At 68.9% G+C, this 20,024-nt stretch carries 22 protein-coding genes; 14 read left to right on the top strand and 8 right to left on the bottom strand.

What is annotated here, in order from left to right; all coding sequences use genetic code 11:
- Positions 1 to 37 precede the first annotated feature (37 nt).
- A complete protein-coding gene (locus ACH4EW_RS08120; protein ID WP_398253056.1) occupies positions 38 to 1,363 on the bottom strand; it encodes an XRE family transcriptional regulator in 1,326 nt (441 codons plus the stop codon).
- Between the two features lie 155 nt (positions 1,364 to 1,518).
- Between ACH4EW_RS08120 and ACH4EW_RS08125 the strand changes: the two genes are divergently transcribed.
- Positions 1,519 to 1,725 carry a hypothetical protein gene (locus ACH4EW_RS08125; protein ID WP_398253059.1) on the top strand — a complete coding sequence of 69 codons (207 nt, stop codon included), beginning with the start codon at positions 1,519 to 1,521 and terminating at the stop codon, positions 1,723 to 1,725.
- Positions 1,726 to 1,828: 103 nt separating this feature from the next.
- Entirely contained in the window at positions 1,829 to 2,314 is a 486-nt protein-coding gene (locus tag ACH4EW_RS08130) for a hypothetical protein (RefSeq protein WP_398253062.1), read from the top strand.
- Positions 2,315 to 2,727: 413 nt separating this feature from the next.
- Here the strand turns inward: ACH4EW_RS08130 and ACH4EW_RS08135 are convergent, their stop codons facing one another.
- On the bottom strand, positions 2,728 to 2,937 hold the full coding sequence (locus tag ACH4EW_RS08135; protein ID WP_398253065.1) for a DUF397 domain-containing protein: 210 nt from the start codon (positions 2,935 to 2,937) through the stop codon (positions 2,728 to 2,730).
- Positions 2,934 to 3,773: a Scr1 family TA system antitoxin-like transcriptional regulator gene (locus tag ACH4EW_RS08140; protein WP_398253068.1), complete on the bottom strand. Its 840-nt coding sequence runs from the start codon at positions 3,771 to 3,773 to the stop codon at positions 2,934 to 2,936. The genes ACH4EW_RS08135 and ACH4EW_RS08140 overlap by 4 nt, the downstream gene beginning before the upstream one ends.
- A 177-nt stretch (positions 3,774 to 3,950) precedes the next feature.
- On the opposite strand from ACH4EW_RS08140, the gene ACH4EW_RS08145 reads away from it, so the two are divergent.
- The 6 genes from ACH4EW_RS08145 to ACH4EW_RS08170 all read left to right on the top strand — a co-directional run bounded on the left by ACH4EW_RS08145 (position 3,951) and on the right by ACH4EW_RS08170 (position 9,511).
- Entirely contained in the window at positions 3,951 to 4,142 is a 192-nt protein-coding gene (locus tag ACH4EW_RS08145; RefSeq protein ID WP_398253347.1) for a hypothetical protein, read from the top strand.
- 67 nt (positions 4,143 to 4,209) lie between these two features.
- Positions 4,210 to 4,545, top strand: coding sequence for a hypothetical protein (locus tag ACH4EW_RS08150; RefSeq protein WP_398253071.1), 336 nt, complete (start codon positions 4,210 to 4,212; stop codon positions 4,543 to 4,545).
- Positions 4,546 to 4,698: 153 nt separating this feature from the next.
- The gene (locus tag ACH4EW_RS08155; protein WP_398253074.1) at positions 4,699 to 5,304 is read left to right on the top strand and encodes a hypothetical protein; all 606 of its coding nucleotides are present in this window, start codon (positions 4,699 to 4,701) and stop codon (positions 5,302 to 5,304) included.
- Positions 5,305 to 5,502: 198 nt separating this feature from the next.
- Entirely contained in the window at positions 5,503 to 6,705 is a 1,203-nt protein-coding gene (locus tag ACH4EW_RS08160; protein ID WP_398253077.1) for a DUF2786 domain-containing protein, read from the top strand.
- 149 nt (positions 6,706 to 6,854) lie between these two features.
- Positions 6,855 to 9,020 carry an FUSC family protein gene (locus tag ACH4EW_RS08165; RefSeq protein ID WP_398253080.1) on the top strand — a complete coding sequence of 722 codons (2,166 nt, stop codon included), beginning with the start codon at positions 6,855 to 6,857 and terminating at the stop codon, positions 9,018 to 9,020.
- Between the two features lie 248 nt (positions 9,021 to 9,268).
- Positions 9,269 to 9,511, top strand: coding sequence for a DUF397 domain-containing protein (locus ACH4EW_RS08170; RefSeq protein ID WP_037690973.1), 243 nt, complete (start codon positions 9,269 to 9,271; stop codon positions 9,509 to 9,511).
- Positions 9,512 to 9,581: 70 nt separating this feature from the next.
- Here ACH4EW_RS08170 and ACH4EW_RS08175 read toward each other — a convergent pair whose 3' ends face one another.
- The gene (locus ACH4EW_RS08175; protein WP_398253083.1) at positions 9,582 to 10,082 is read right to left on the bottom strand and encodes an ATP-binding protein; all 501 of its coding nucleotides are present in this window, start codon (positions 10,080 to 10,082) and stop codon (positions 9,582 to 9,584) included.
- Positions 10,083 to 10,409: 327 nt separating this feature from the next.
- Between ACH4EW_RS08175 and ACH4EW_RS08180 the strand changes: the two genes are divergently transcribed.
- The 4 genes from ACH4EW_RS08180 (at position 10,410) to ACH4EW_RS08195 (ending at position 14,106) form a co-directional block, all read left to right on the top strand.
- The gene (locus tag ACH4EW_RS08180) at positions 10,410 to 11,291 is read left to right on the top strand and encodes a helix-turn-helix domain-containing protein (RefSeq protein ID WP_398253086.1); all 882 of its coding nucleotides are present in this window, start codon (positions 10,410 to 10,412) and stop codon (positions 11,289 to 11,291) included.
- 54 nt (positions 11,292 to 11,345) lie between these two features.
- Positions 11,346 to 12,803, top strand: a complete 1,458-nt coding sequence (locus ACH4EW_RS08185; RefSeq protein WP_398253089.1) for an aldehyde dehydrogenase family protein — start codon at positions 11,346 to 11,348, stop codon at positions 12,801 to 12,803.
- 91 nt (positions 12,804 to 12,894) lie between these two features.
- Positions 12,895 to 13,431 carry a DinB family protein gene (locus ACH4EW_RS08190; protein ID WP_398253092.1) on the top strand — a complete coding sequence of 179 codons (537 nt, stop codon included), beginning with the start codon at positions 12,895 to 12,897 and terminating at the stop codon, positions 13,429 to 13,431.
- Between the two features lie 33 nt (positions 13,432 to 13,464).
- A complete protein-coding gene (locus ACH4EW_RS08195) occupies positions 13,465 to 14,106 on the top strand; it encodes a PadR family transcriptional regulator (RefSeq protein ID WP_398253095.1) in 642 nt (213 codons plus the stop codon).
- Positions 14,107 to 14,158: 52 nt separating this feature from the next.
- On the opposite strand, the gene ACH4EW_RS08200 is transcribed toward ACH4EW_RS08195, so the two are convergent.
- The 3 genes from ACH4EW_RS08200 to ACH4EW_RS08210 all read right to left on the bottom strand — a co-directional run bounded on the left by ACH4EW_RS08200 (position 14,159) and on the right by ACH4EW_RS08210 (position 17,681).
- Positions 14,159 to 15,583 carry a glutamate decarboxylase gene (locus tag ACH4EW_RS08200; RefSeq protein ID WP_398253098.1) on the bottom strand — a complete coding sequence of 475 codons (1,425 nt, stop codon included), beginning with the start codon at positions 15,581 to 15,583 and terminating at the stop codon, positions 14,159 to 14,161.
- A gap of 69 nt (positions 15,584 to 15,652) precedes the next feature.
- Complete coding sequence (gene wrbA, locus ACH4EW_RS08205; RefSeq protein WP_398253100.1) at positions 15,653 to 16,276, bottom strand: NAD(P)H:quinone oxidoreductase; 624 nt, start codon at positions 16,274 to 16,276, stop codon at positions 15,653 to 15,655.
- Between the two features lie 169 nt (positions 16,277 to 16,445).
- Positions 16,446 to 17,681, bottom strand: a complete 1,236-nt coding sequence (locus ACH4EW_RS08210) for an ion channel protein (RefSeq protein WP_398253350.1) — start codon at positions 17,679 to 17,681, stop codon at positions 16,446 to 16,448.
- A gap of 248 nt (positions 17,682 to 17,929) precedes the next feature.
- Between ACH4EW_RS08210 and ACH4EW_RS08215 the strand changes: the two genes are divergently transcribed.
- Entirely contained in the window at positions 17,930 to 18,688 is a 759-nt protein-coding gene (locus tag ACH4EW_RS08215; RefSeq protein ID WP_398253103.1) for a MerR family transcriptional regulator, read from the top strand.
- 46 nt (positions 18,689 to 18,734) lie between these two features.
- On the opposite strand, the gene ACH4EW_RS08220 is transcribed toward ACH4EW_RS08215, so the two are convergent.
- Positions 18,735 to 19,100: a YbjQ family protein gene (locus tag ACH4EW_RS08220; RefSeq protein ID WP_398253106.1), complete on the bottom strand. Its 366-nt coding sequence runs from the start codon at positions 19,098 to 19,100 to the stop codon at positions 18,735 to 18,737.
- A gap of 150 nt (positions 19,101 to 19,250) precedes the next feature.
- Here ACH4EW_RS08220 and ACH4EW_RS08225 point away from each other — a divergent pair, with 150 nt between their 5' ends.
- Positions 19,251 to 19,961, top strand: a complete 711-nt coding sequence (locus tag ACH4EW_RS08225; protein ID WP_398253109.1) for a DedA family protein — start codon at positions 19,251 to 19,253, stop codon at positions 19,959 to 19,961.
- Positions 19,962 to 20,024 lie beyond the last annotated feature (63 nt).

Genomic DNA, 20,024 nt, shown 5'->3' on the forward strand with positions numbered 1-20,024 from the left:
GTCACCTCGTGGATGCGGACGCGGAGGCCGCCCCTGCTCAGCCGGCCCGGAGGCGGTCCATGAGGTCGCTGACGCCGTCTACCTGCCGGTACGGCCTGAACCCCGGAGCGAGTTCGCGCACCAGGGTGACGCACCGTTCGGCGCCGATCCGGGTGGCGAGGTCGAGGGACTGGTTCGCGACGGCGACGGCTTGCTCGACCTCGCGGGCCTTCAGCAGGCTGCGGGCCTCGTAGGTCAGGAAGATCCCGCGGGTCTTGTCGCGGGAGCGTGGCAGCAGGCTCATGCCCTCGTCGATGTGGGCGTGCGCGTCGTCGGTGCGGCCGAGGTCGAGCATGCATTGGCCGGAGTCGACGGCCAGGTCCGCCGTGCTCATCCACCGGCACCAGGCCGGTGTCGGGTCGGGGCTGTCGGTCAGCAGGGCGATCTCCGCAGCGGCCAGGTCGCGGTGGCAGTCGGCGGTGGCACCGAGGGCGGCGTGCGCGCGGGCCCGGCGGAGGTGAAGCAGGGAACGGGCGGTGGGGTGCTGGGTGTGGATGAGGGCCTGGCTGAGCGGTTCGACGGCGGCGTCGGGCTGAGTGAGCCAGATCGACTGGTAGGCGAGGTCTGAGAGGATACCGGCGCCGAGGTCGCGGTCGCGGGCGGCGTGCGCGTTGGTGAGAGCCGCATTCCAGAGCTTGCCCGCCGTGAAGTGGTGCCCCTGGTCGAAGCGGTGCCAGCCGCAGGTGCTGGCCAGGGAGGCGGCCAGCAGGTGAAGCCGTCGGCCGACGGGTTCGGTGTAGCGGCCTTGCTCAAGCAAGTCGGTGACCGTGTCGAGCTGGGCGTCCATCAGCTTCGCGGTGTGCTGGCGCTGTTCGGTGGGCATGGCGGTCAGCTTGGTGCTGGTGTCCTCCAACCAATCGACCAGTTCGCCGTCGACCCGCTTGCCGTTCAGGGAGGTAGTGAGCCGGTCGGGTTCGAGGGTGGCCCACTGGGTGGAGAGCCCGGCCAGGGCGAGCGCGCTGAAGGTCATGAAGGTGCGGCGGCGATGGTCCATTGTGGCTCTCTGTGCGTCTCGAAGTGCGTGGACGATGAACGACGATCCGAGCGGCACTGGCTTTTCCTGGCCGGGGAGCCAGTGAGGCCACTCGAAGGCTTCCAGGTCACCTATCGGGACGTCGAAGGCTTCGGCGATCAGGAGCTGGGATTCGATGCTGGGCGTCTTCCGCCAGTTCTCCCACTTGCTGACGGCGGCCTTGTCGGTGCCGGAGCGAAGCCCCTCGGGCCTGTTCCTGGCAGCGTGGTGGATGCGGGCCGCGGGGTCGGTCTGGGACCAGCCGCGAAGCGCGCGGGCATACGCGAGGGGGTGCCGGATCTGGTCGTCCACGGGGCCAATCCCATCATTGACGGTGACCGTGAGGCTACTGCGGGCGATAGCGGGACAACCTCGGGACTACAGGCAACGCCTGGATGGTGACCAGGAGTTGGGCTCTACTCGTCGTGCACCGACATGTTCCTTCACGAAGCGGAAGGAGTCCGCGCATGAAACGACGCGCTGCGGTCATCGGCCTCGGCCACCAGGCGATCGAAGACCACCTGCCCGGCCTGCTCGCATCCAGCAGGGCCGAGCTCGTCGCGATCTGCGACAGCAACTCCGACACCCTGCGGCAGCGGCAGGAACAGCTCCAGGTCCTCGTGGGACCGGCCGGGTCGGGCCTGGCCCGCCAAATGACTCCCGCTCGCGGCTGATCATGCGCTGACCAGTCACGGGCGGGCCCACCCCTCAGCGAGCCGGAATCGCGCGCCCCATCCCCCTAGACTGACTCGGCCGCCTCGGAAGGAATGATCACAAATGCGACCCGCGCGCTTCCAAGAATTCGCTGTCGAGACTCTGATGAAAGCCCCGGATGTGCAGGCTGCCGAGCCCTGGCAGGAGGAGGGCCGGCCGTTCGGAGTCCACATCACCTTCACCACCGGTTCGCAGCTGTGGGCGGCGATCACCGCCGCGTCCACCAGCGACAAGTACGACCGCCCGGAAGTGCCCGTCATGGATGAGCCTCCGGTCGAAGTCCCTGTACCGGAACTGTACGAGGACGGCAAGATCACCCCCGCGCGGGCTGAGCAGTACCTGGCGGCCATGTTCACAAACGCGGGCAACGCCGAGATTGCACACGTGTATGCCTACACGTCCGGCGAGATGGCGGCCGAGCCGAACACTCACCCGGGGGTGGGCCTCGTGTTCCACAGCGAGTCCAAGATCTTCATCCTGTTCCAGCACACTGCCCGTGCAGGTCAGGGCAAGGGCGGACAGCCGTTCGATCTTCAGTCCGCTTTCTGACTCTCCGCCCCGCCGGCCGGGCCGGAGTGCAAGTGCACCACCTGTCAGCACCGCCCCGTCAAGGAGGAACTGATATGTGCAGTCACACCAGCCCCGGCCACCGATTCGACCCCGGCCTGTGCGAGGGCGGATGCCCCGTCTGCGGCGCCATCGTGGGCTCCGCGCCCGGCACCCCGACCACCATGCATCAGGCACAGGGATCACAAGAGATGTGCCCCGGCAGCGGACAGCCTGCTGTGTAGCCCAACAAGACCGCTCCGGTCGACCGCCCCCGGGTCATCCCCGTGCACGCGGGGATGACCTCGCGTAGCTGGACATGAGTCCATCGCCACGTTGTGCACATCGCATGACAAGATGTCCCACCGCACTGAGCGCGATGGGACATCTTGGGGCCAACAGTTGTTGATTACGTGTCAGGTCGCCTTGAGTTCCCCGGACTTGACACCCGCCACGAAGGATGCGAACGCTTCGGCGGAGGTGTTCAGCGCTGGACCGCCCGGGTTCTTCGAGTCACGGACGGGGACCAAGCCACTCGGGGTGACGAGGTTCACAGCGACCTCGATGCAGGCGCCACCGTTCGAGCTGTACGAGGACTTGAACCAACGGGGAGATTCGGTCGTCACGGGAGGCCCTTTCGCAACTGGTGGAACAACGCTACGGATTCCGCCTGGGACAACGCCTCGGCTTGTAGTTGATGGTAGGCCGTCAGCAAGGGGAGTACGCACGTGGTTTCCCGCTCAAGATGGCCTTGCTGGGCGGACTCGGCGTAGGACATGACCGTGCGGTCCGACAGTGTCAGCAGGTACAGCGGAAGATTGAACGAGCGACGTGCCCCTATGCCAAAGGGTGACACCTGGAGCATCCAGTTAGGGAGGGACGCGACCTCGGCCAACCGTTGAAGCTGAGCTGCCATGACATCCGGACCGCCGACGGCATGATGGAGACAGCTCTCGTCCATCACAACAAGCATCATGGGCGGCCGGGGCCTCGCCAACGTCGCCTGCCGCTCCGCCAGGAACGAGACACGTTCATCCGCCTGTCCAGGCGTGATGGAACCACGCCACACGTCACCATCCGCCAAGGCCCGTGCGTACTCCGGTGTCTGAAGCAAGCCAGGGATGAGCCCGATCTCAAACAGCCGGATCTCTACCGCGCGCCCCTCATACCCGACGTACTCCGGGAAGCCCTCCAGCAGTACGCCATGCCGCATGTCGCGCCACTCGCGCTCGAACGACTCGGCAGAACTGCCAGTACCGAAGACGAGGTCGGCCTTGCGTGAGAAGGGAAGGGTCGGCGGTTTCCGAGCAGTTTCAACAGCAGAAATATGCTGGCTGGAATATGCCACCTTCCCGGCTAGGTCCTCTTGGCTCCAGCCACGGTCCTCCCGCAGCCTGCGCACACGGGCCCCGTAGGCCGCCTCCGGGCTTGATTCCGGGTTTAACTCCCTGCGGTTGACCATGTTGCAACCCTTCTCTTCCTTCGGTTTCGGCTAGTTGAAGGGAAGCTGACTGTAGGTCACTCTGGGTCGCCCTGGTAGTGGAATCACTACGGAGAGGAGTGGTCCGTGTCTGTGAAGAACGGTGCCTCGAACGAACAGGAACCCCCACGCGCCCCGGCCCCGGTCCCCGGCACGCTCATGGTGGACCTATCGCAGGATCGGGTCGGCGAGTTTCGTGGTGAGTGGTGCGGCCAGTGGTCTCTGCGTCCGGTCGGTGGAGGGGTCGAGTGGACCGTCGTCCCCGAGGGCGTACGGCCGGCCGACCCGATAGAGCGGTTGCGTGCCGAACTCGCCCGTGCCAACCGTCGTAGCCGTGGTGAGCTGCTGTGACGGGGCTGTTCCTTGCGGGGCGTATGCGGGTGACGGCCGGACGACCGTCCACCTGGGCGGGACTCTCGTGGCGTCGCCCCGGCTCGCGCTCCGGTGGCTGCACGGGCAAGCTGTACGGCTCGCCAACGGGCTGGACCCGGACCAGGGCACCCCGTGGATTTCCCCGTACGTGTTACGGCCGGTGCCGTCGCCCGTGCCCGACGCACCGACCGCACTACGTGCCCGGGCCGCCGACGACCAACGCCAGGATGAAGCATTGCAACGCCTCGCCGCAGGGATCGAGTTCGAGTTCATCACCGGGGACGGAACATGCTGGTACGGGCTCACCGCCCGCCCGCTGTGCGTACCAGTACCGGAAGCAGCGGAGTCCGCCGCCGAGGCGGGCGCGCCGATCGCCGCGTAGCCCCTCGCCGAACCCGTCAGAACCCGCGAACTCCGCGTGCCCCGCGAACCTCGCAAGACCCGTAGCCCCCGCAGATTCCGCCAGGCTGTCCCCTTGTTTCTGGGGGCGGTGGCAGTCGGGCGGTTCCATCCGACAGCCGAAAGGGACTGTCCCATGCCTCTCCTGACGCCGTACGTCGCGTCACGTACCGACGAACTGCCCGGACTCGAAAATGAGTTGAAGGTCGATTTTGCTCCGGGTGGGCCGCGGCTCGCGTACCGCAACACGCGCCCGGAGGACCGGGACCATCACGGGAACCTGTGGGTCCGCGTGTCCGAGTCCACGGGCGGGCGCGTTCTGTACGACTGCATGAATGTGCGGCGGCAGCGCGCATGCATGGAGGACATGCTGTGCCAGGTCTGCGGCGGGCCGGCCGACCGGGACCGGAACGGGTGGCTGTTCATCGACTGGCGGCGCGAGGGCTCGCCCCCGACGTGGCCGGAGAGGTCCATCACGTCCATGCCGCCGCTGTGCGCCGAGCACGTACGGGTGTCGGTTCGGCAGTGCCCGTTCCTGTGCAGGGCCGAGTACGTCGTACTGCGGGTGCGCAAGCCCCGCCTCTACGGGGTGTCGGGCACCCTCTACCGGCTGACCGACACCGGATGGCACACCTCCGAGCGCGACGTGCTCTCCGCGTACGACAAGCCCCGGCTCCCCGGCATGCTGGCGTCTCGCCTCCACCGCGAACTGCGCGGTGTGACGACCGTCGGCCTTCCATAGCCCGGACCACACCGCCTCCCCCTCAAAGGGGTCGGTCCTCGGACCCCACCGAGGGCGGGGCTGAGGGTTGAGCAAGCCGTGTGCGATATCCACAGGGTGTGGACGGGCGGTACGGGCAGGTCTCCGACCTGCAGGGGCGGGCGCGGGCAGGACCCGTCCGGCGTCCCGTCCGCCCGGCGCCTTGCCTACCCTGACCTCATGGAACCGGTGATCGACCAGGCATTCGCGGCAGCCCTCTACTCGGACGGCGACGCCGGTCTCGACACCGGAGCCTCCCTCCTGGCCGCCGATCCGACGGCCGACGCAGAACTGGTCAGGCGCGGCGAGGAGTTCGTCCGCCGGGCCTGGGAGCGCGGCTGGCAGCCAGCCGACGTCGTACGTATCGTCCGCCGCGAATGCGACGAGACCGCGGTCGGCCTCGCCGCCGGGCTGATCGCGTCGGAGACCGGACGGTACGAGCAGCTGCCGCCCCGCTGGCGGTCCCAGCTCGACGGGCTCCCCGCCGCGCCGCCCCGGAACAGGCCTGACCGGTTCTCCTACGCCTCCGCCCTCCTCGGCCTGTACCGGCTGCTGCTCAGGCTCCCCGCCATCGAACCGGTCGGGCCGCCGCCCGGCACCTCCCCGCACGGGCCGCACCTGCCGCCCGCACACGACGAACCCCGGATGCTGACCCGGATCCGTGCCTTGCTCGCCAAGGCGGAGGCGACCGGCTTCCCCGAGGAGGCGGAGGCACTCACCACCAAGGCGCAGGAGCTGATGGCCCGGCACTCCATCGACGAGGCCCTGCTCGCCGCCCGTACCCACAGCAAGGAGGCGCCGGGGGCGTGCCGGATCGGGGTGGATGCCCCGTACGAGACGGCGAAGGCGATCCTGCTCGACGCGGTCGCCTCCGCGAACCGCTGCCGAGCGGTGTGGAACAGCGACCTCGGCTTCTCCACGGTGGTCGGCTTCGAGCCGGACCTGGAGGCCGTGGAGATGCTGTACACCTCCCTGCTGGTCCAGGGCACGGTGGCGATGACCAAGGCGGAGGCGGGCCAGCGGGCCGGCGGACGCAAGCGGACCAAGACGTTCAGGCAGTCCTTCCTGATGGCGTACGCCCAGCGCCTGGGCAGCAGGCTCGTCGCCGACACCGCCCGCGTCACCGCGGCCGCCGAAGTCGAAGTCGAGGCCGAGACCGGATCCGAAGCCGCAGGGGTGGCGGCACCTCATCTGCTCCCGGTCCTCGCCGCCCGCGACATGGCCGTCACGGACACCGCCGAGCGGATGTTCCCCGAGACCACGACCACGCGCGTGCGGGGCGCCACGGACCTCGACGGATGGACCTGTGGAACGGCCGCGGCGGACCGGGCGAGGATGGGCGGGAGCGGGCCGGGGATCCACGGCAGGCGCGGAAACCGCTAGCGCTGCGACTGGCAAGGTCTGCCCCCGTCACGGCAGGCGCGGGAACCGCTAGCACCGCGACCGGCAGGGTCTGCCCCCGTCACGGCACTAGAAACCTCTTATATTTCCGGCAACTCGGGCTTATCGGGTATTCCGGCTAGGCTCTGGGCATGAGCTGGCTCTGGGCGCTGAAAGAGACCGCCCGCTCGGGGCTGACGATCGAGCGGCGGCGTCTCGAACCGCTCGTCGCGATCCGCGGTGCGGCCGGGCTCGCCCTCGTCATCGGGATCAGCCTCGCGTTCTTCGGGCCCGTCGTCGCCGCGAGTTCCGCGTTCGGCGCGTTCCAGGCGGCCATCGCGACGTTCCAGCGCAGCTGGCGTCCCCGGCCGGTCCTCGCCCTGGTCTCCGGGGCGAGCCTCGCCGTGTCGACGTTCCTCGGCTTTCTCACCGGCTCCCACATGCCGCTGTTCCTGGCCCTCCTGGTGCTCTGGACGTTTCTCGCGGGCCTGGCCTGGGCGGCGGGACCGACGGGCGGCATCATCGCGTCGTCCAACGTGGCGATCATGCTGGTGACGGTCACCCTGCCCACCTCCGTCGCGAACTCGGCCGTGCATGCCGCGATGATGCTGTTCGGCGGTGTGGTGCAGGCGGCGCTGATCGTCCTGTTCCCGGTACGGAGATGGGGCGCCCAGCGTGACGCCCTCGCCGATGCGCTGGCCGCCGAGGCCGGCTACGCCCGGCGACTGCGCCAGGACCCGCTCGCCGCCTTCGACCCGGTGCCGCTGATGAAGGCCCGCAGCGCGGCCGCCGTCACCCCGTGGCAGGCCCGCCGCCGGCCGCCCGAGCTGCGGGGCCCCCGCGGTGTCGCCGAACGGATCAGGCCGGTGCTCGCCTCGCTCGCGGACCCGGCGATGGGCGTTCCGTCCGAGGGGCCCGAGCGGGACCGGGTCCGCGAGCTCCTCGCCGCCGCCGGATCCGTGCTCGACTCGGCGGCCCATGCGATCCGCCACGGCGAACCGGTGAAGCTCTCCCCGTCCGCCGTCGCCGCGCTGAAGACCCCCGACACCGGCACTCTCCTCGCCGGACCGCCCCGCCGCGCCGCCGAACGGCTCGGCGCGCTGCTCTCCGATGTCATCGAGACGGCCGAGGGCGAGGGGACGAAGGAGGAGCGGGCCGAGGCCGAGGAAGCGGCGGAGACCATCAGGGCCGCCGGGGAGGAGACGCCCGCCACGCACCGCCGCCGGCCCACCCTCCTGCGGCTGGTCCCCGTCGTCGTGAAGGCGATGCGCGCCGAACTGCGCCCCGGTTCACCGATCCTGCGGCACGCCGTGCGGGTCTCCGTCGTCGTCGCCGTCGGCTATCTCATCGGCGCCGCGCTGCCGTTCGGCCACGGCTACTGGGCGCCCATGGCGGCCGTGATGGTGATGCGGCCGGAGTTCTCCCAGACGTACGGGCGTTCCGTGGCCCGCTTCGGCGGCACGATCGTCGGCGTCTCGCTCGCCACCGCGATCGTCGAGATCACCCACCCCGGTGTGACTCTGACCGCGATGCTCTCCGTGCTCTGCGCCCTGCTGATGTATCTGCTGATGCGCACCGGATACGTGGTCGGCCAGGCATGTGTCTCGGCGTACGTCGTCTTTCTGCTCGGCATGGCGGGCAACAACTGGTCGCAGACCGTGTTCGAACGGGTCGTCCTCACCCTCGTCGGCGGCCTCCTCGCGATGATCTCGTACGCGGCTTACCCGGCCTGGGAGACCCCGAGGCTTCGCGGCAGGCTCGGCGACTGGCTGAAGGCGGACGGGCGGTACGCCGCCTCGGTCGTCGAGCAGTACGCCGAACCGGCCGAGCGCGGCCACGACGACGTCCGTTCCGCCCTGCTCGACACCCGCGAGGCCCGCGTCGCCTGGCAGGAGGCGCTGGCCGCCGCGCGGCACGAACCGGTACGCAACCGCGGCCTCTCCCATGCCGCCGCCGACGACACCCAGCACGCCCTCGCCCAGTTCGGCCGGGTCGCGATGCTGCTGGAGGCCCACCTCCCGAGCGGCGGCGCCACCCCCGTACCGGCCGCCGCGCACCTGGCCGAAGCGCTGCGCCGGGCCACCGAACAGGGCGCGAAGGAAGTGCGGGAGCGGCGCGTACCGGACTGGGCGGAAGTGCGTGAGGCGCTGGCGCGGTGGGACGCGCAGCAGAGGACGGGCGAGGGGGAGGAGGACCCGTTCGTACGGAACGGGGCAGGCCTCCTCCTCGAAGTCCTGGAGGAGTTCTCCCGGGGACTGGACGGGGCGTCGAAGCCGAACCGGCACCCCCCGAAGCCGCCGCCCTCACCGGGAGCCTGAGGAATTCCCCCTTGTCGGCGAAAGGCCGCGCCGGGTTGCCCGCGCACCCCCGGGATGGGGTGCCCAACTCGGGGTGCGCGGAGCCAAACAGGTGTCTCGTGCGTCTGTCTCTGTGGCCGGAGCTGTAATCACAGGAATACCCCGCGTGCACGTGCATTCGCTCATGCATCTGCTCATGCAGGCGTAATTGAACAGAGCTATGATCCGAGGCAATTGACACCTGCACCTTGCAACTCGGGGAGCGTCCTGTGCACCACGTGTACAACGGCATGGCGGCCACAGAGCTTCGCGGAGTCGTCTGGCAGAAGAGCAGACACAGCAACTCCCAGGGATCTTGTGTGGAGTTCGCGAAACTGCCCGACGGGGATGTGGCGATGCGGAATTCACGCCACCCCGACGGGCCTGCCCTGGTCTATACGCCGGCCGAGATAGAGGCGCTGCTGCTCGGGGTGAAGGACGGGGAGTTCGACCACCTCATAGCGGGCGGCTGACCGCGCCCCGCGGGGGGCGGCGTCCGCCCCCGCCGCCTCCCGCCGCCGGCCCGCGCGGTCGCCGCGCGGGTCATCTTCCGTCGGACAGCCGGAACAGTGCCCAGACCACCTTGCCGCGCGGTATTGCCGCGGTGTTCCGGTTTTCCGTTCCCAGAACGGGGGAGGGGTGCCAGCCCCAGGAGTCGCTGAAGGACTCCACCAGGAAGAGGCCGCGGCCCGACTCCGCCGAGTCGGGAGCCTCGGAGGCCATGGGGCTCTCCTGGCTGAGGTCGCGCACGGCGCACACCAGGCGCGAGCTCCAGCGAATCAAGTGCAGCCGTACGGGCGGCTCCTGAGGCGTCGGCGCGATGTCCGCGGGCAGGGCGTGCCGCAGGGCGTTGGTCACGAGTTCGGAGACGACCAGTGCGACGTCGTCGAAACGCTCACCCAGTCCCCAGCCGTTCAGCGTCGTCCTGGTGAACTGCCGTGCCCCGCCGACGGCTTCGTAGCGGGCGGGCAAGGTGCAGGTGGCCGATCCGGAGGCGGCTGAGGGATCGATGGGGGGAAGCCCCTGCCGTAACGGCTCGAGCATCGTCGATCCATTCGTCCCCATGCGAGGCACTCCCGGGATTCGCGGCTGTATCGGTACTGCGGGTAACAGCGGCACAACACGAACGAGCACGCAGGTGCGCGAGGACCATCGTTCCGAATGCGCAGGGCAGATGCAAGGGCAGATGCACGTGCACGCGCCTGACCTGTCCGACCCCGTGCCGGTTCTTGGTCATTTCTTCCTGCGTGTATTTTCGTAGCTTGCCGTGAGTCTTCTCATTTCCGTAATCGAACGAGTACGGGCTGAAGCGTTTTGGTGGCAGAATCCGGCACTTGGGGTTCTGGGGGGAGCTCCGGTTTCCAGGAAGCGATGGGGAGGGCCGGACCAGTGGCGGCAGGCGAGTCGAGTGGATCTGTGGTGCGGCGCATCCTGCTGGGCTCGCAGCTCAGGCGGCTGCGCGACTCGCGCGGGATCACCCGCGAGGCGGCCGGCTACTCCATCCGGGCTTCCGAATCGAAGATCAGCCGCATGGAGTTGGGACGGGTGAGCTTCAAGGCCAGGGATGTCGAGGACCTGCTCACGCTCTACGGTGTCACGGACGAGGCGGAGCGCGACGCCCTGCTCGGCTTGGCCCGCGAGGCCAATGTGGCGGGCTGGTGGCACAGTTACGGAGATGTACTGCCCGGGTGGTTCCAGACGTACATCGGTCTGGAGGGAGCGGCATCGCTCATCCGGGTTTATGAAGTCCAGTTCGTCCACGGCCTGTTGCAGACCGAGTCGTACGCGCACGCGGTCGTCGCCCGGGGCATGGGCGACGCCCCGGCCGTCGAGATCGACCGCCGGGTCGCGCTGCGGCTGGAGCGCCAGAAGGCCCTCGTCTCCGAACGCGCACCCGGTTTCCACGCCGTACTGGACGAGGCGGCGCTGCGTCGGCCGTACGGCGACCGTGAAGTGATGCGCGGACAATTGCGGCATCTGATCGAAATGTCGGAACAGCCCAACATCACTCTCCAAGTGATGCCCTTCAGTTTTGGCGGGCATGCGGGGGAGAGCGGTTCTTTTACGATGCTTCGATTCCCGGAATCCGATCTGTCGGACATCGTCTATTTGGAGCAGCTGACAAGTGCGCTCTATCTGGACAAGGCCGAAGAAGTCGCTCAGTACGAAAAGGCCATGGCGCGGCTGCACGAGGACAGCCCCGGCCCCGAGGAGAGCCGTGATCTGCTCCGCGGTCTACTTCAACTCACTTGATTCATCAGTACGATGACGGTTCGACGGGAGTCTGCACCTGAATTAAGGGATCGCATGTCCTTCTTCTACGAGCTGGCCGACCAGTACATCGACGGTGAGTGGCGGACCGGAACCGGCTCGTGGGACATCATCGATTTCAATCCCTACAACGGGGAGAAACTCGCCGCGATCACCATCGCGACCGCGCAGGAGGTCGACCTGGCCTACCGCGCCGCCGAGCGCGCCCAGCGGTCCTGGGCCACCACCGGCCCGTACGAGCGCGGCAGCGTCCTGGAACGTGCCCTGCGCATCACCGAGGAGTTGCACGACGACATCGTCGAGGCGATCGTCGACGAGCTGGGCGGCACCCGTCTCAAGGCGGAGTACGAGGTGCGCGTCGCCAAGGAGTTCCTGCGTGACGCGGTCCAGCAGGCGCTGCGCCCCCGGGGCCGCATCCTGCCCTCCCCGGTGGACGGCAAGGAGAACCGCCTCTACCGGCAGCCCGTCGGTGTCATAGGGGTGATCAGCCCCTTCAACTTCCCCTTCCTGGTGACGATGAAGTCCGTCGCACCGGCTCTCGCGCTCGGTAACGCGGTCGTCATCAAGCCCAATCGGAATGCCCCGGTCGTCGGCGGCGGACTGATCGCCAAGATCTTCGAGGACGCCGGACTGCCCGCCGGACTGCTCAATGTACTGATCACCGATGTCGCCGAAATAGGGGACGCGTTCATCGAGCACCCCGTACCCAAGGTGATCTCCTTCGCGGGCACGGAACGGGTCGGCCGCCATGTCGGCGCGACCGCGGCCGGACACTTCAAGCGGACGATCCTCGAACTCAGCGGCAACAGCGCCCTGGTGGTGCTGGACGACGCCGATATCGACTACGCGGTCGACGCGGCCGTCTTCAGCCGCTTCGTGTACCAGGGGCAGGTCTGCATGGCCGCCAACCGCCTCCTGGTGGACCGCGGTGTCGAGCGGGAGTTCACCGAGAAGTTCACCGCCAGGGTGGCCGCGCTGAGGACCGGCGACCCGCGCGACCCGGAGACCCGGATCGGCCCGGTCATCAGCACCTTCCAGGCCGACGCCCTGACCGCCCTGGTCGACCGGGCGATCGCCGAGGGGGCCACCGCACTCGTGCGGGGCCGGACCCGCGGCAGCCTCGTCGAACCGACCGTGCTCACCGGGCTTCCCGAGGACTCCCCGCTGCTGTCCCAGGAGGTGTTCGGCCCGGTCGCGCTGCTGGTGACGGTCGACGGCGAGGACGATGCCGTACGGATCGCCAACGACACCCCGTACGGGCTGAGCGGCGCGGTGCACACCCGCAGCGCCGAGCGCGGGGTGCGGTTCGCGCAGCGAGTCGTCAGCGGGATGTTCCACGTCAACGACTCCACCGTCCAGGACGATCCGCTGGTGGCCTTCGGAGGCGAGAAGGCCTCCGGTATCGGCCGGGTGAACGGCGCGGCGACCGTGGACGCCTTCACCACCCAGAAGTGGATGTCCATCCAGCACGGCCGGACGGCATTCCCTTTCTGACACCGATGGTTGAGGACAGAAGACGACCGCAAGGGCCCGTAGCTTGGTCGGTGTCAGGAAGAAACCGGCACGGTTCCCCAAGGCGGACATCATGGTCACTCACGTTCCCGCGGAAGCCCACGGCGACGAGCGCGGCGCGCTTCTCTCCTTCGTCGAGGCGCAGCGCGGCGCGATCCGGCGCTCGCTCATCGGTCTGACCGAGGAACAGGCGGCGAGCCGGCCCAGCGCCGGCGAACTCTCCCTCTCCGGGCTGCTCAAGCATGTCGCCGAGGTCGAGCTGAACTGGCTGCGGATGGCTCAGCAGCGGCCGAGCGAGACATACCGCGACGAGGAGACCTGGGCGGACAGCTTCCGGCTCGTCGGCGACGAGACCATGGAGCGGATGCTGGAGTTCTGGGACGGTGTCGCGGCCGAGGTGGAGAAGTTCATCCGCTCGGTGCCCAGCATGGACGACACCTTCCCGCTGCCCGATACGCCGTGGTTCCCGAAGGACGGGCGGGTCTCGATGCGCTGGCTGCTGCTCCATCTCGTCGAGGAGCACGCCCGGCACGCCGGGCACGCCGACATCATCCGGGAGTCCCTGGACGGCCGTACCGCGTTCGAGCTGGTCGCCGAGGCGGAGGGATAGTCTCGTCAAAGTTGAATAGAAAGGGTGCGTGACATGTCCGCGATCCGGCTGCTGGTCCTCTGCGCCGTGCGTCAGCACGGCCGGGCGCACGGCTATCAGGTCCGTAACGACCTGGAGTACTGGGGTGCGCACGAGTGGTCCAACGCCAAGCCCGGATCGGTCTATCACGCACTGAAGCAGATGGCGAAGCAGGGGCTGCTGGTCGCCCACGAGACCGCTCCGAGCACGGCGGGCGGCCCGCCCCGTACCGAGTACGAGATCACCGATCGGGGCAACGAGGAGTACCTGACGCTGCTGCGTGCGGCGCTGACCTCGTACGACCAGAAACTGGACGTGCTGTCGGCGGGCCTCGGCGGCATCGTCGACCTGGAGCGGGCCGAGGCGATCGCGCTGCTCAAGGAGAGGGTGGCCGGTCTCACGGCCTGGCGGGCCTCGGCCACCGAGTACTACACGCCGGAGGCCGGGCCCGAGTCGATCGGTCACATCGGCGAAATCATGAACATGTGGGTCCACTCGGCGGACGCCGGGGCCGAGTGGACGCGCGGGCTGATCGCCCGCATCGAGGGCGGGGCGTACACCTTCGCGGGGGAGGGCGAACCGTTCGTCGGCGTGCTCGCCGAGGGGCAGAAGAACCCGTACGCGACAGGTGTCCACGATCCCGGCGACGACGAGTGATCAAGGTTGACGCATGAGGTCCGAGGCGCACCGGATCGGCCACTGAGGGCTCTCAGTGGTGGAAGGACGTCGCCGCCTGCTTGTCGCGGCTCAACGGGTATGGCTGGCTGCGCAGTTCGGGCAGGATCAGCCGGAGGTCCTCGAGCAGCAGCTCGGCGAGGTCGGACGAGAAGCCGTTGCGGCACACCACCCGCAGCACCGACAGATCCTGCCGGTTGGCGGGGAACGTGTACGCGGGTACCAGCCAGCCGTGCTCACGCAGCCGCCGCGACACGTCGAAGACGTCGTACGCCTGCACGTCCGGGGCGGTCGTCAGCGCGAAGACGGGCAATTGGTCGCCCCGGGTGAGGAGCCGGAAGTCCCCGAGCTTCTCGATCCGCTCGGCGAGCCCGACGGCAACGTCCCGGGACGCCTGCTGAACGGCCCGGTATCCGTCCCGGCCCAGCCGCAGGAAGGTGTAGTACTGCGCCACCACCTGTGCGCCGGGCCGGGAGAAGTTCAGTGCGTAGGTCGGCATGTCGCCGCCCAGGTAGTTGACCCGGAAGACCAGCTCCTCGGGCAGCTCGGCGGGCGAGCGCCACAGCGCCCAGCCGACGCCCGGGTAGACCAGCCCGTACTTGTGCCCCGAGGTGTTGATGGAGGAGACCCGGGGCAGCCGGAAGTCCCACACCACGTCCTCGTCCAGAAACGGCGCCACCATCGCACCGGATGCCCCGTCGACATGGACGGGGATGTCGAGGCCGGTGCGCTCCTGAAGGGCGTCCAGCGCCGCGCAGAGCTCCGCGACCGGCTCGTACGAACCGTCAAAGGTGGAGCCGAGGATGCCGACGACGCCGATGGTGTTCTCGTCGCAGAGGCCGGCCGCGGCCTGCGGGTCGAGGTGGAAGCGTTCGCCCTCCATCGGGACCAGGCGCGGCTCGACCTCCCAGAAGTTGCAGAACTTGTCCCAGCACACCTGCACATTGATGCCCATGACCAGGTTCGGCCGGGCGGCCGCCGGGTAGCGGTCGGCGTTCCTGGCTGCCCAACGGCGTTTCAGCGCCAGGCCGGCGAGCATGCAGGCCTCGCTGGAGCCCGTGGTCGAACAGCCCACGACGGCCGAGGGGTCGGGGGCGTTCCAGAGTTCGGCGAGCATCGCCACGCAGCGCCGTTCCAGCTCGGCGGTGCGCGGGTACTCGTCCTTGTCGATCATGTTCTTGTCGCGGCACTCGCCCATCAGCACCCCGGCCTCGGGTTCCATCCAGGTGGTGACGAAGGTGGCGAGGTTGAGCCGCGCATTGCCGTCGAGCATCAGCTCGTCATGGACCAGGCCGTACGCGGTCGAGGGCGGCATCGGCCCGTCGGGCAGCCGGTGCCGGGGCGGCGCGAACTCCATCCCGGCGGTCGGGTCGGCCTCCCCGAAGAACGGGTTGAGGGCGAGCCTGCGGCGTTCCTTCGACGGTTCCGTCCCGTGGGGTGAACCTTTGTGGAGAGGCATAGGCGAACAGCCCTTCTCGGCTCCCGGCGGTCATGGCGACCCGCGACGGTCCTGTCGGTGCGCGGTGGTTCAGCTCTCGGCGGCGAGCCCGTCCTTGATGACCCGGGTGAACTTCACGACCCGTTCGGCCTGGACCCGGGCGGCGGTCAGGGTCTGCACGCCGACCGGGATGTCGCCCTCCCCCGCGACGTGCGAGGTGCCGTAAGGGTTGCCGTCGACGAACTTCGACGGGTCCGTGTAGCCGGGGGCGACCAGGATGCCGCCGAAGTGGTGGACCGTGTTGTAGAGGGCGAGCAGCGTGGACTCCTGGCCGCCGTGCGGGGAGCTGGTGGAGGTGAAGCCGCTGTAGACCTTGTCGGCGAGACGGCCCGCCTGCCAGAGGCCACCGAGGGTGTCGATGAACTGTTTGAGCTGGGCGGCGACATTGCCGAACCGGGTCGGCGTGCCGAAGATCACGGCGTCCGCCCAGATCACGTCGTCCTTCGACGCCTCGGCAATGTCCGCGGTCGCCTTCGCGTTGGCGGCCCAGGCCGGCTTGGAGTCGATGGCCGCCTGCGGGGCGAGCTCACCGGCCTTGCGCAGCCGTACCTCCGCACCGGCCTTCTCGGCGTCCTGCGCGATGGCCTTGGCCATCGTGGCGATGGTGCCGGTCGAGGAGTAGTAGATGACGGCGACGTTGACGGGCGTGGGCATCGCGGAAACCTCCGACAGGGCCTGACGGGACATATCAAGACGTATCCATATGGATGCGACGATACGGAAGTCAGGGGCATCCGGCGCGCCGAGCGGCGGAGCCAGGGGGCCGGACCGGGCTTACGGCCTCGGGGCGGCGCGAGCCCGCTCCCTGTCGGTCCCCAGGTCGTTACTTCAGCGGCGTGCCGTCCTCGTGCAGCTGCATCTGCGGCCGCCCGGTCACCAGCAACCAGGCCGGCAACGAGGCGATGCACAGTATCGGGAGCACGGCCGCGTCGCCGACCAGCACCGCAGCGGTGAACAGGCTCAGCCAGGCCTGCCGGGTGACGGCCAGCAGCATCCCCAGCACCGCACAGGTCACCGCCAGCACCGTCGGCACCGACGGGACCAGGGCATGGGCGCACAGTCCCAGCGCGACTCCCGCGAAGACGGCGGGGAAGATCCGTCCTCCCCGGAAGCCGCAGGTCGCCGCGATCAGCAGTGCGGCCGTCTTCACCACGGCCATGACCGCGAACTGCCCGGCCGACCAGCCGCTCGGGTCGGCGGCGAGCTCCTTCACCTCGTCGAGCCCCCTGAACAGGGTGAGGGGGCCGCCCAGCGCGCCCAGCAGGCCGAGCAGCAGCCCGGCGAGGGTCAGAGCCAGGACAGGGCGCTTCAGGGCCCGGAAGGCCCGGTGCACATACGGGAAGGCGTACACCGCCATCAGGCCGAGCAGCGCGCCCGCCACGGCGATGACGGCCGAGGGGAGCAGATCGCTCCAGTGCGGGTGGGTGTAGGCCGGAAGCGGCAGGTCGAAGCTGGGGTGGGCCAGCAGTGTCGTGGTGAGTGCACCGGCGGTGCCCGCCGCGAGCGGGCCGAAGAGCCGGTCCCAGAGCGCACCGGGCTGGCCACGGGAGGCGAGGGTTTCGGAGAGGATCAGCGCGGCAGCGACCGGGGTGCCGAAGAGTGCGCCGATGGTGCCGGCCGCGGCGAGGGGGACCCACAGCGCCGCCGGGGTGCCGGGCGCGAACCGTCGGCCGAGCCAGTAGGCCAGCGCGACATTGGCGGCCGTGATCGGATTCTCCGGACCGAGGCTGATCCCGCCCGCCAAAGTGAGGACCGTCACGAGCAGCAGCCCGGGGACCACGCCCGGCGCCAGCGGCGGATCGACCAGTCCGGTGGTCGCCGGATCGGGGCCGGCATGGCCGGGCACCGCCCGGATGAGCAGCCCGACCACCAGCCCGCTCGTGGTGAGCACCGCGATCATCCAGAACGTGGAGTAGCGGCCTATGGAGAGCGCGTCGGGAAGCGTCCCCCAGAGCACGGCCTGCAGTTCCTCCGCGAGCCGGCTGACACCGAGCAGGACGAGCGCCGAGACGGTACCGACGACCAGCGCGGGCACGATGACGGGCAGCAGCCGGCGTATGGGGGTGGTTTCGGCGAGAGCGGTTTCGGCGGGATCGGCAACGGCGAGAGCGGTTTCGGCCGGAGTGCTTACGGCGGGAACGGCTCTGGTCGGATCGGGAGAATCTGTGGCCACCGGATCACCATATCGATGCAAAAGTTGTATAAGCCCCGCGGGTGGCCGGGATGGCGGCGTTTCGGGCTTGCACCTCACGTCACGTCAGGACTCAGGCTCGGTGCGTACCCGGAACGAGAAGGGAGCGGGGAGTCATGGACTACTCCGTGGGACAGGTCGCCGGATTCGCCGGAGTGACGGTGCGAACCCTGCATCACTACGACGGCATCGGACTGCTCTCGCCCGGCGGGCGCAGTCACGCGGGTCACCGCCGTTACGACGACGGTGACCTCGACCGGCTGCAGCAGATCCTGTTCTACCGGCAGCTCGGTTTCCCGCTCGACGAGATCGCGGTACTGCTCGACGACCCGGACGCGGACCCGCAGGAACATCTGCGGCGCCAGTACCGGCTGCTGTCCGACCGGATCGCCGAACTGCGAAAGATGGCCGCCGCCGTCGAAACAGCCATGGAGGCACGGAAGATGGGCATCAACCTCACGCCCGAGGAGAAGTTCGAGGTCTTCGGGGGCAAGGACCCCGAGGAGCATGCGGAGGAGGCCGAGCGCCGCTGGGGCGGCACCGCCGCGTACACCGAGTCGCAGCGCCGGGCCGCCCGGTACACCAAGGACGACTGGAAACGGATGCAGGCGGAGGTCGCCGACTGGGGCGCCGCCTACAGCGCGCTGATGGAGGCCGGCGAGCCGGCCACCGGCGAACGGGCGATGGACCTTGCTGAGGCCCACCGGCTCCACATCACCGGGTGGTTCTACGAGTGCACGCCCGAGATGCACCGGGGGCTCGGCGAGATGTATGTGTCCGACCCGCGGTTCCGCGCTTACTACGATTCGATGCGGCCGGGCCTGGCCGAGCACCTGCGGGACGCGATCGACGCCAACGCGGAGCGCCGCGCGTAGCCGTTACGGGGGGTGGGGGCACCCTCGCCCCCCGTGGGCGCGTCCCTCAGTTCTTGGTGATCACGGCCGCCGTGCCGTACGCACATACCTCCGTGCCCACGTCGGCCGCCTCGGTCACATCGAAGCGCATCATCAGCACCGCGTTGGCACCTCGGGCCCTCGCCTGCTCGACGAGCCGTTCCATCGCCTGGTTCCGGGTCTCGACGAGGGTCTTGGTCAGCCCCTTCAGTTCGCCACCGAGCATCGACTTCAGCCCGGCGCCGATCTGGCTGCCCAGGTGGCGGGAGCGGACCGTCAGGCCGAAGACCTCTCCGATGACCTGGGTCACCTGGTAGCCCGGTATGTCATTCGTGGTGACGACCAGGACGTCGGGCCGGCCCGACTGCCCGCCGCCGTATTCCTCGATGCCCATCGTGCGGTACCTCCTGAAGAAAGGTTTTGCCCCGGTTCGCCGGAGTGTGCATCCTTGCACAGGCCACTGGAACCCGGGGACGTCATCTCGCGTTGATAGCTTGGGGCGGCCACTGCAGCTGCCATCGATCGATCCAGGAGCCCCGGACCCTTGAATACGCTTGCGCTCGGCCCGAGCTGGCTGGACCCGGATTATCTGATCAGCACGTTCGGACTCATCGGCGTCCTTCTCATCGTCTTTGCCGAGTCCGGACTGTTGATCGGCTTCTTCCTCCCCGGTGACTCGCTGCTCTTCACCACGGGTCTGCTGGTGACCGCGGGCAAGCTGGAGTACCCGCTGTGGCTGGTCTGCCTCCTGGTGGCGCTGGCGGCGATCGCCGGCGACCAGGTGGGCTATCTCTTCGGCCGGAAGGTCGGCCCGTCGCTCTTCAAGCGGCCGGACTCCCGTCTCTTCAAGCAGGAGAACGTCGAGAAGGCCCACGAGTTCTTCGAGAAGTACGGACCGAAGTCGCTGATCCTGGCACGCTTCGTGCCCGTCGTGCGTACGTTCACGCCGATCATCGCCGGTGTCAGCCGGATGAACTACCGCTCGTTCATCATGTTCAACATCATCGGCGGTGTGCTCTGGGGCGTCGGGGTCACACTGCTCGGCGCCGGCCTGGGGAAGATCGAGTTCGTCCACAAGCACATCGAGGGCATTCTCATCCTGATCGTGCTCATCTCGGTGATGCCGATCGTGATCGAGTTCCTGCGCGCCCGCTCCAGGTCGAAGAAGGAAGCGGCGGCGGGCGGCGGCGAGGGCCACGGCCCGGCCGGAAGCAGCCCGTCCGTGGGCCAGCGCGGCCGCCACGCCAAGCGCTGACCCGGAGCCGTACCGGCGGGCTCTTACGACCTCACCCACGATTGGCAGCGGCGTCGCAGCGTC

The organism is Streptomyces sp. NPDC018000, assembly GCF_044328025.1.
Classification (GTDB): domain Bacteria; phylum Actinomycetota; class Actinomycetes; order Streptomycetales; family Streptomycetaceae; genus Streptomyces.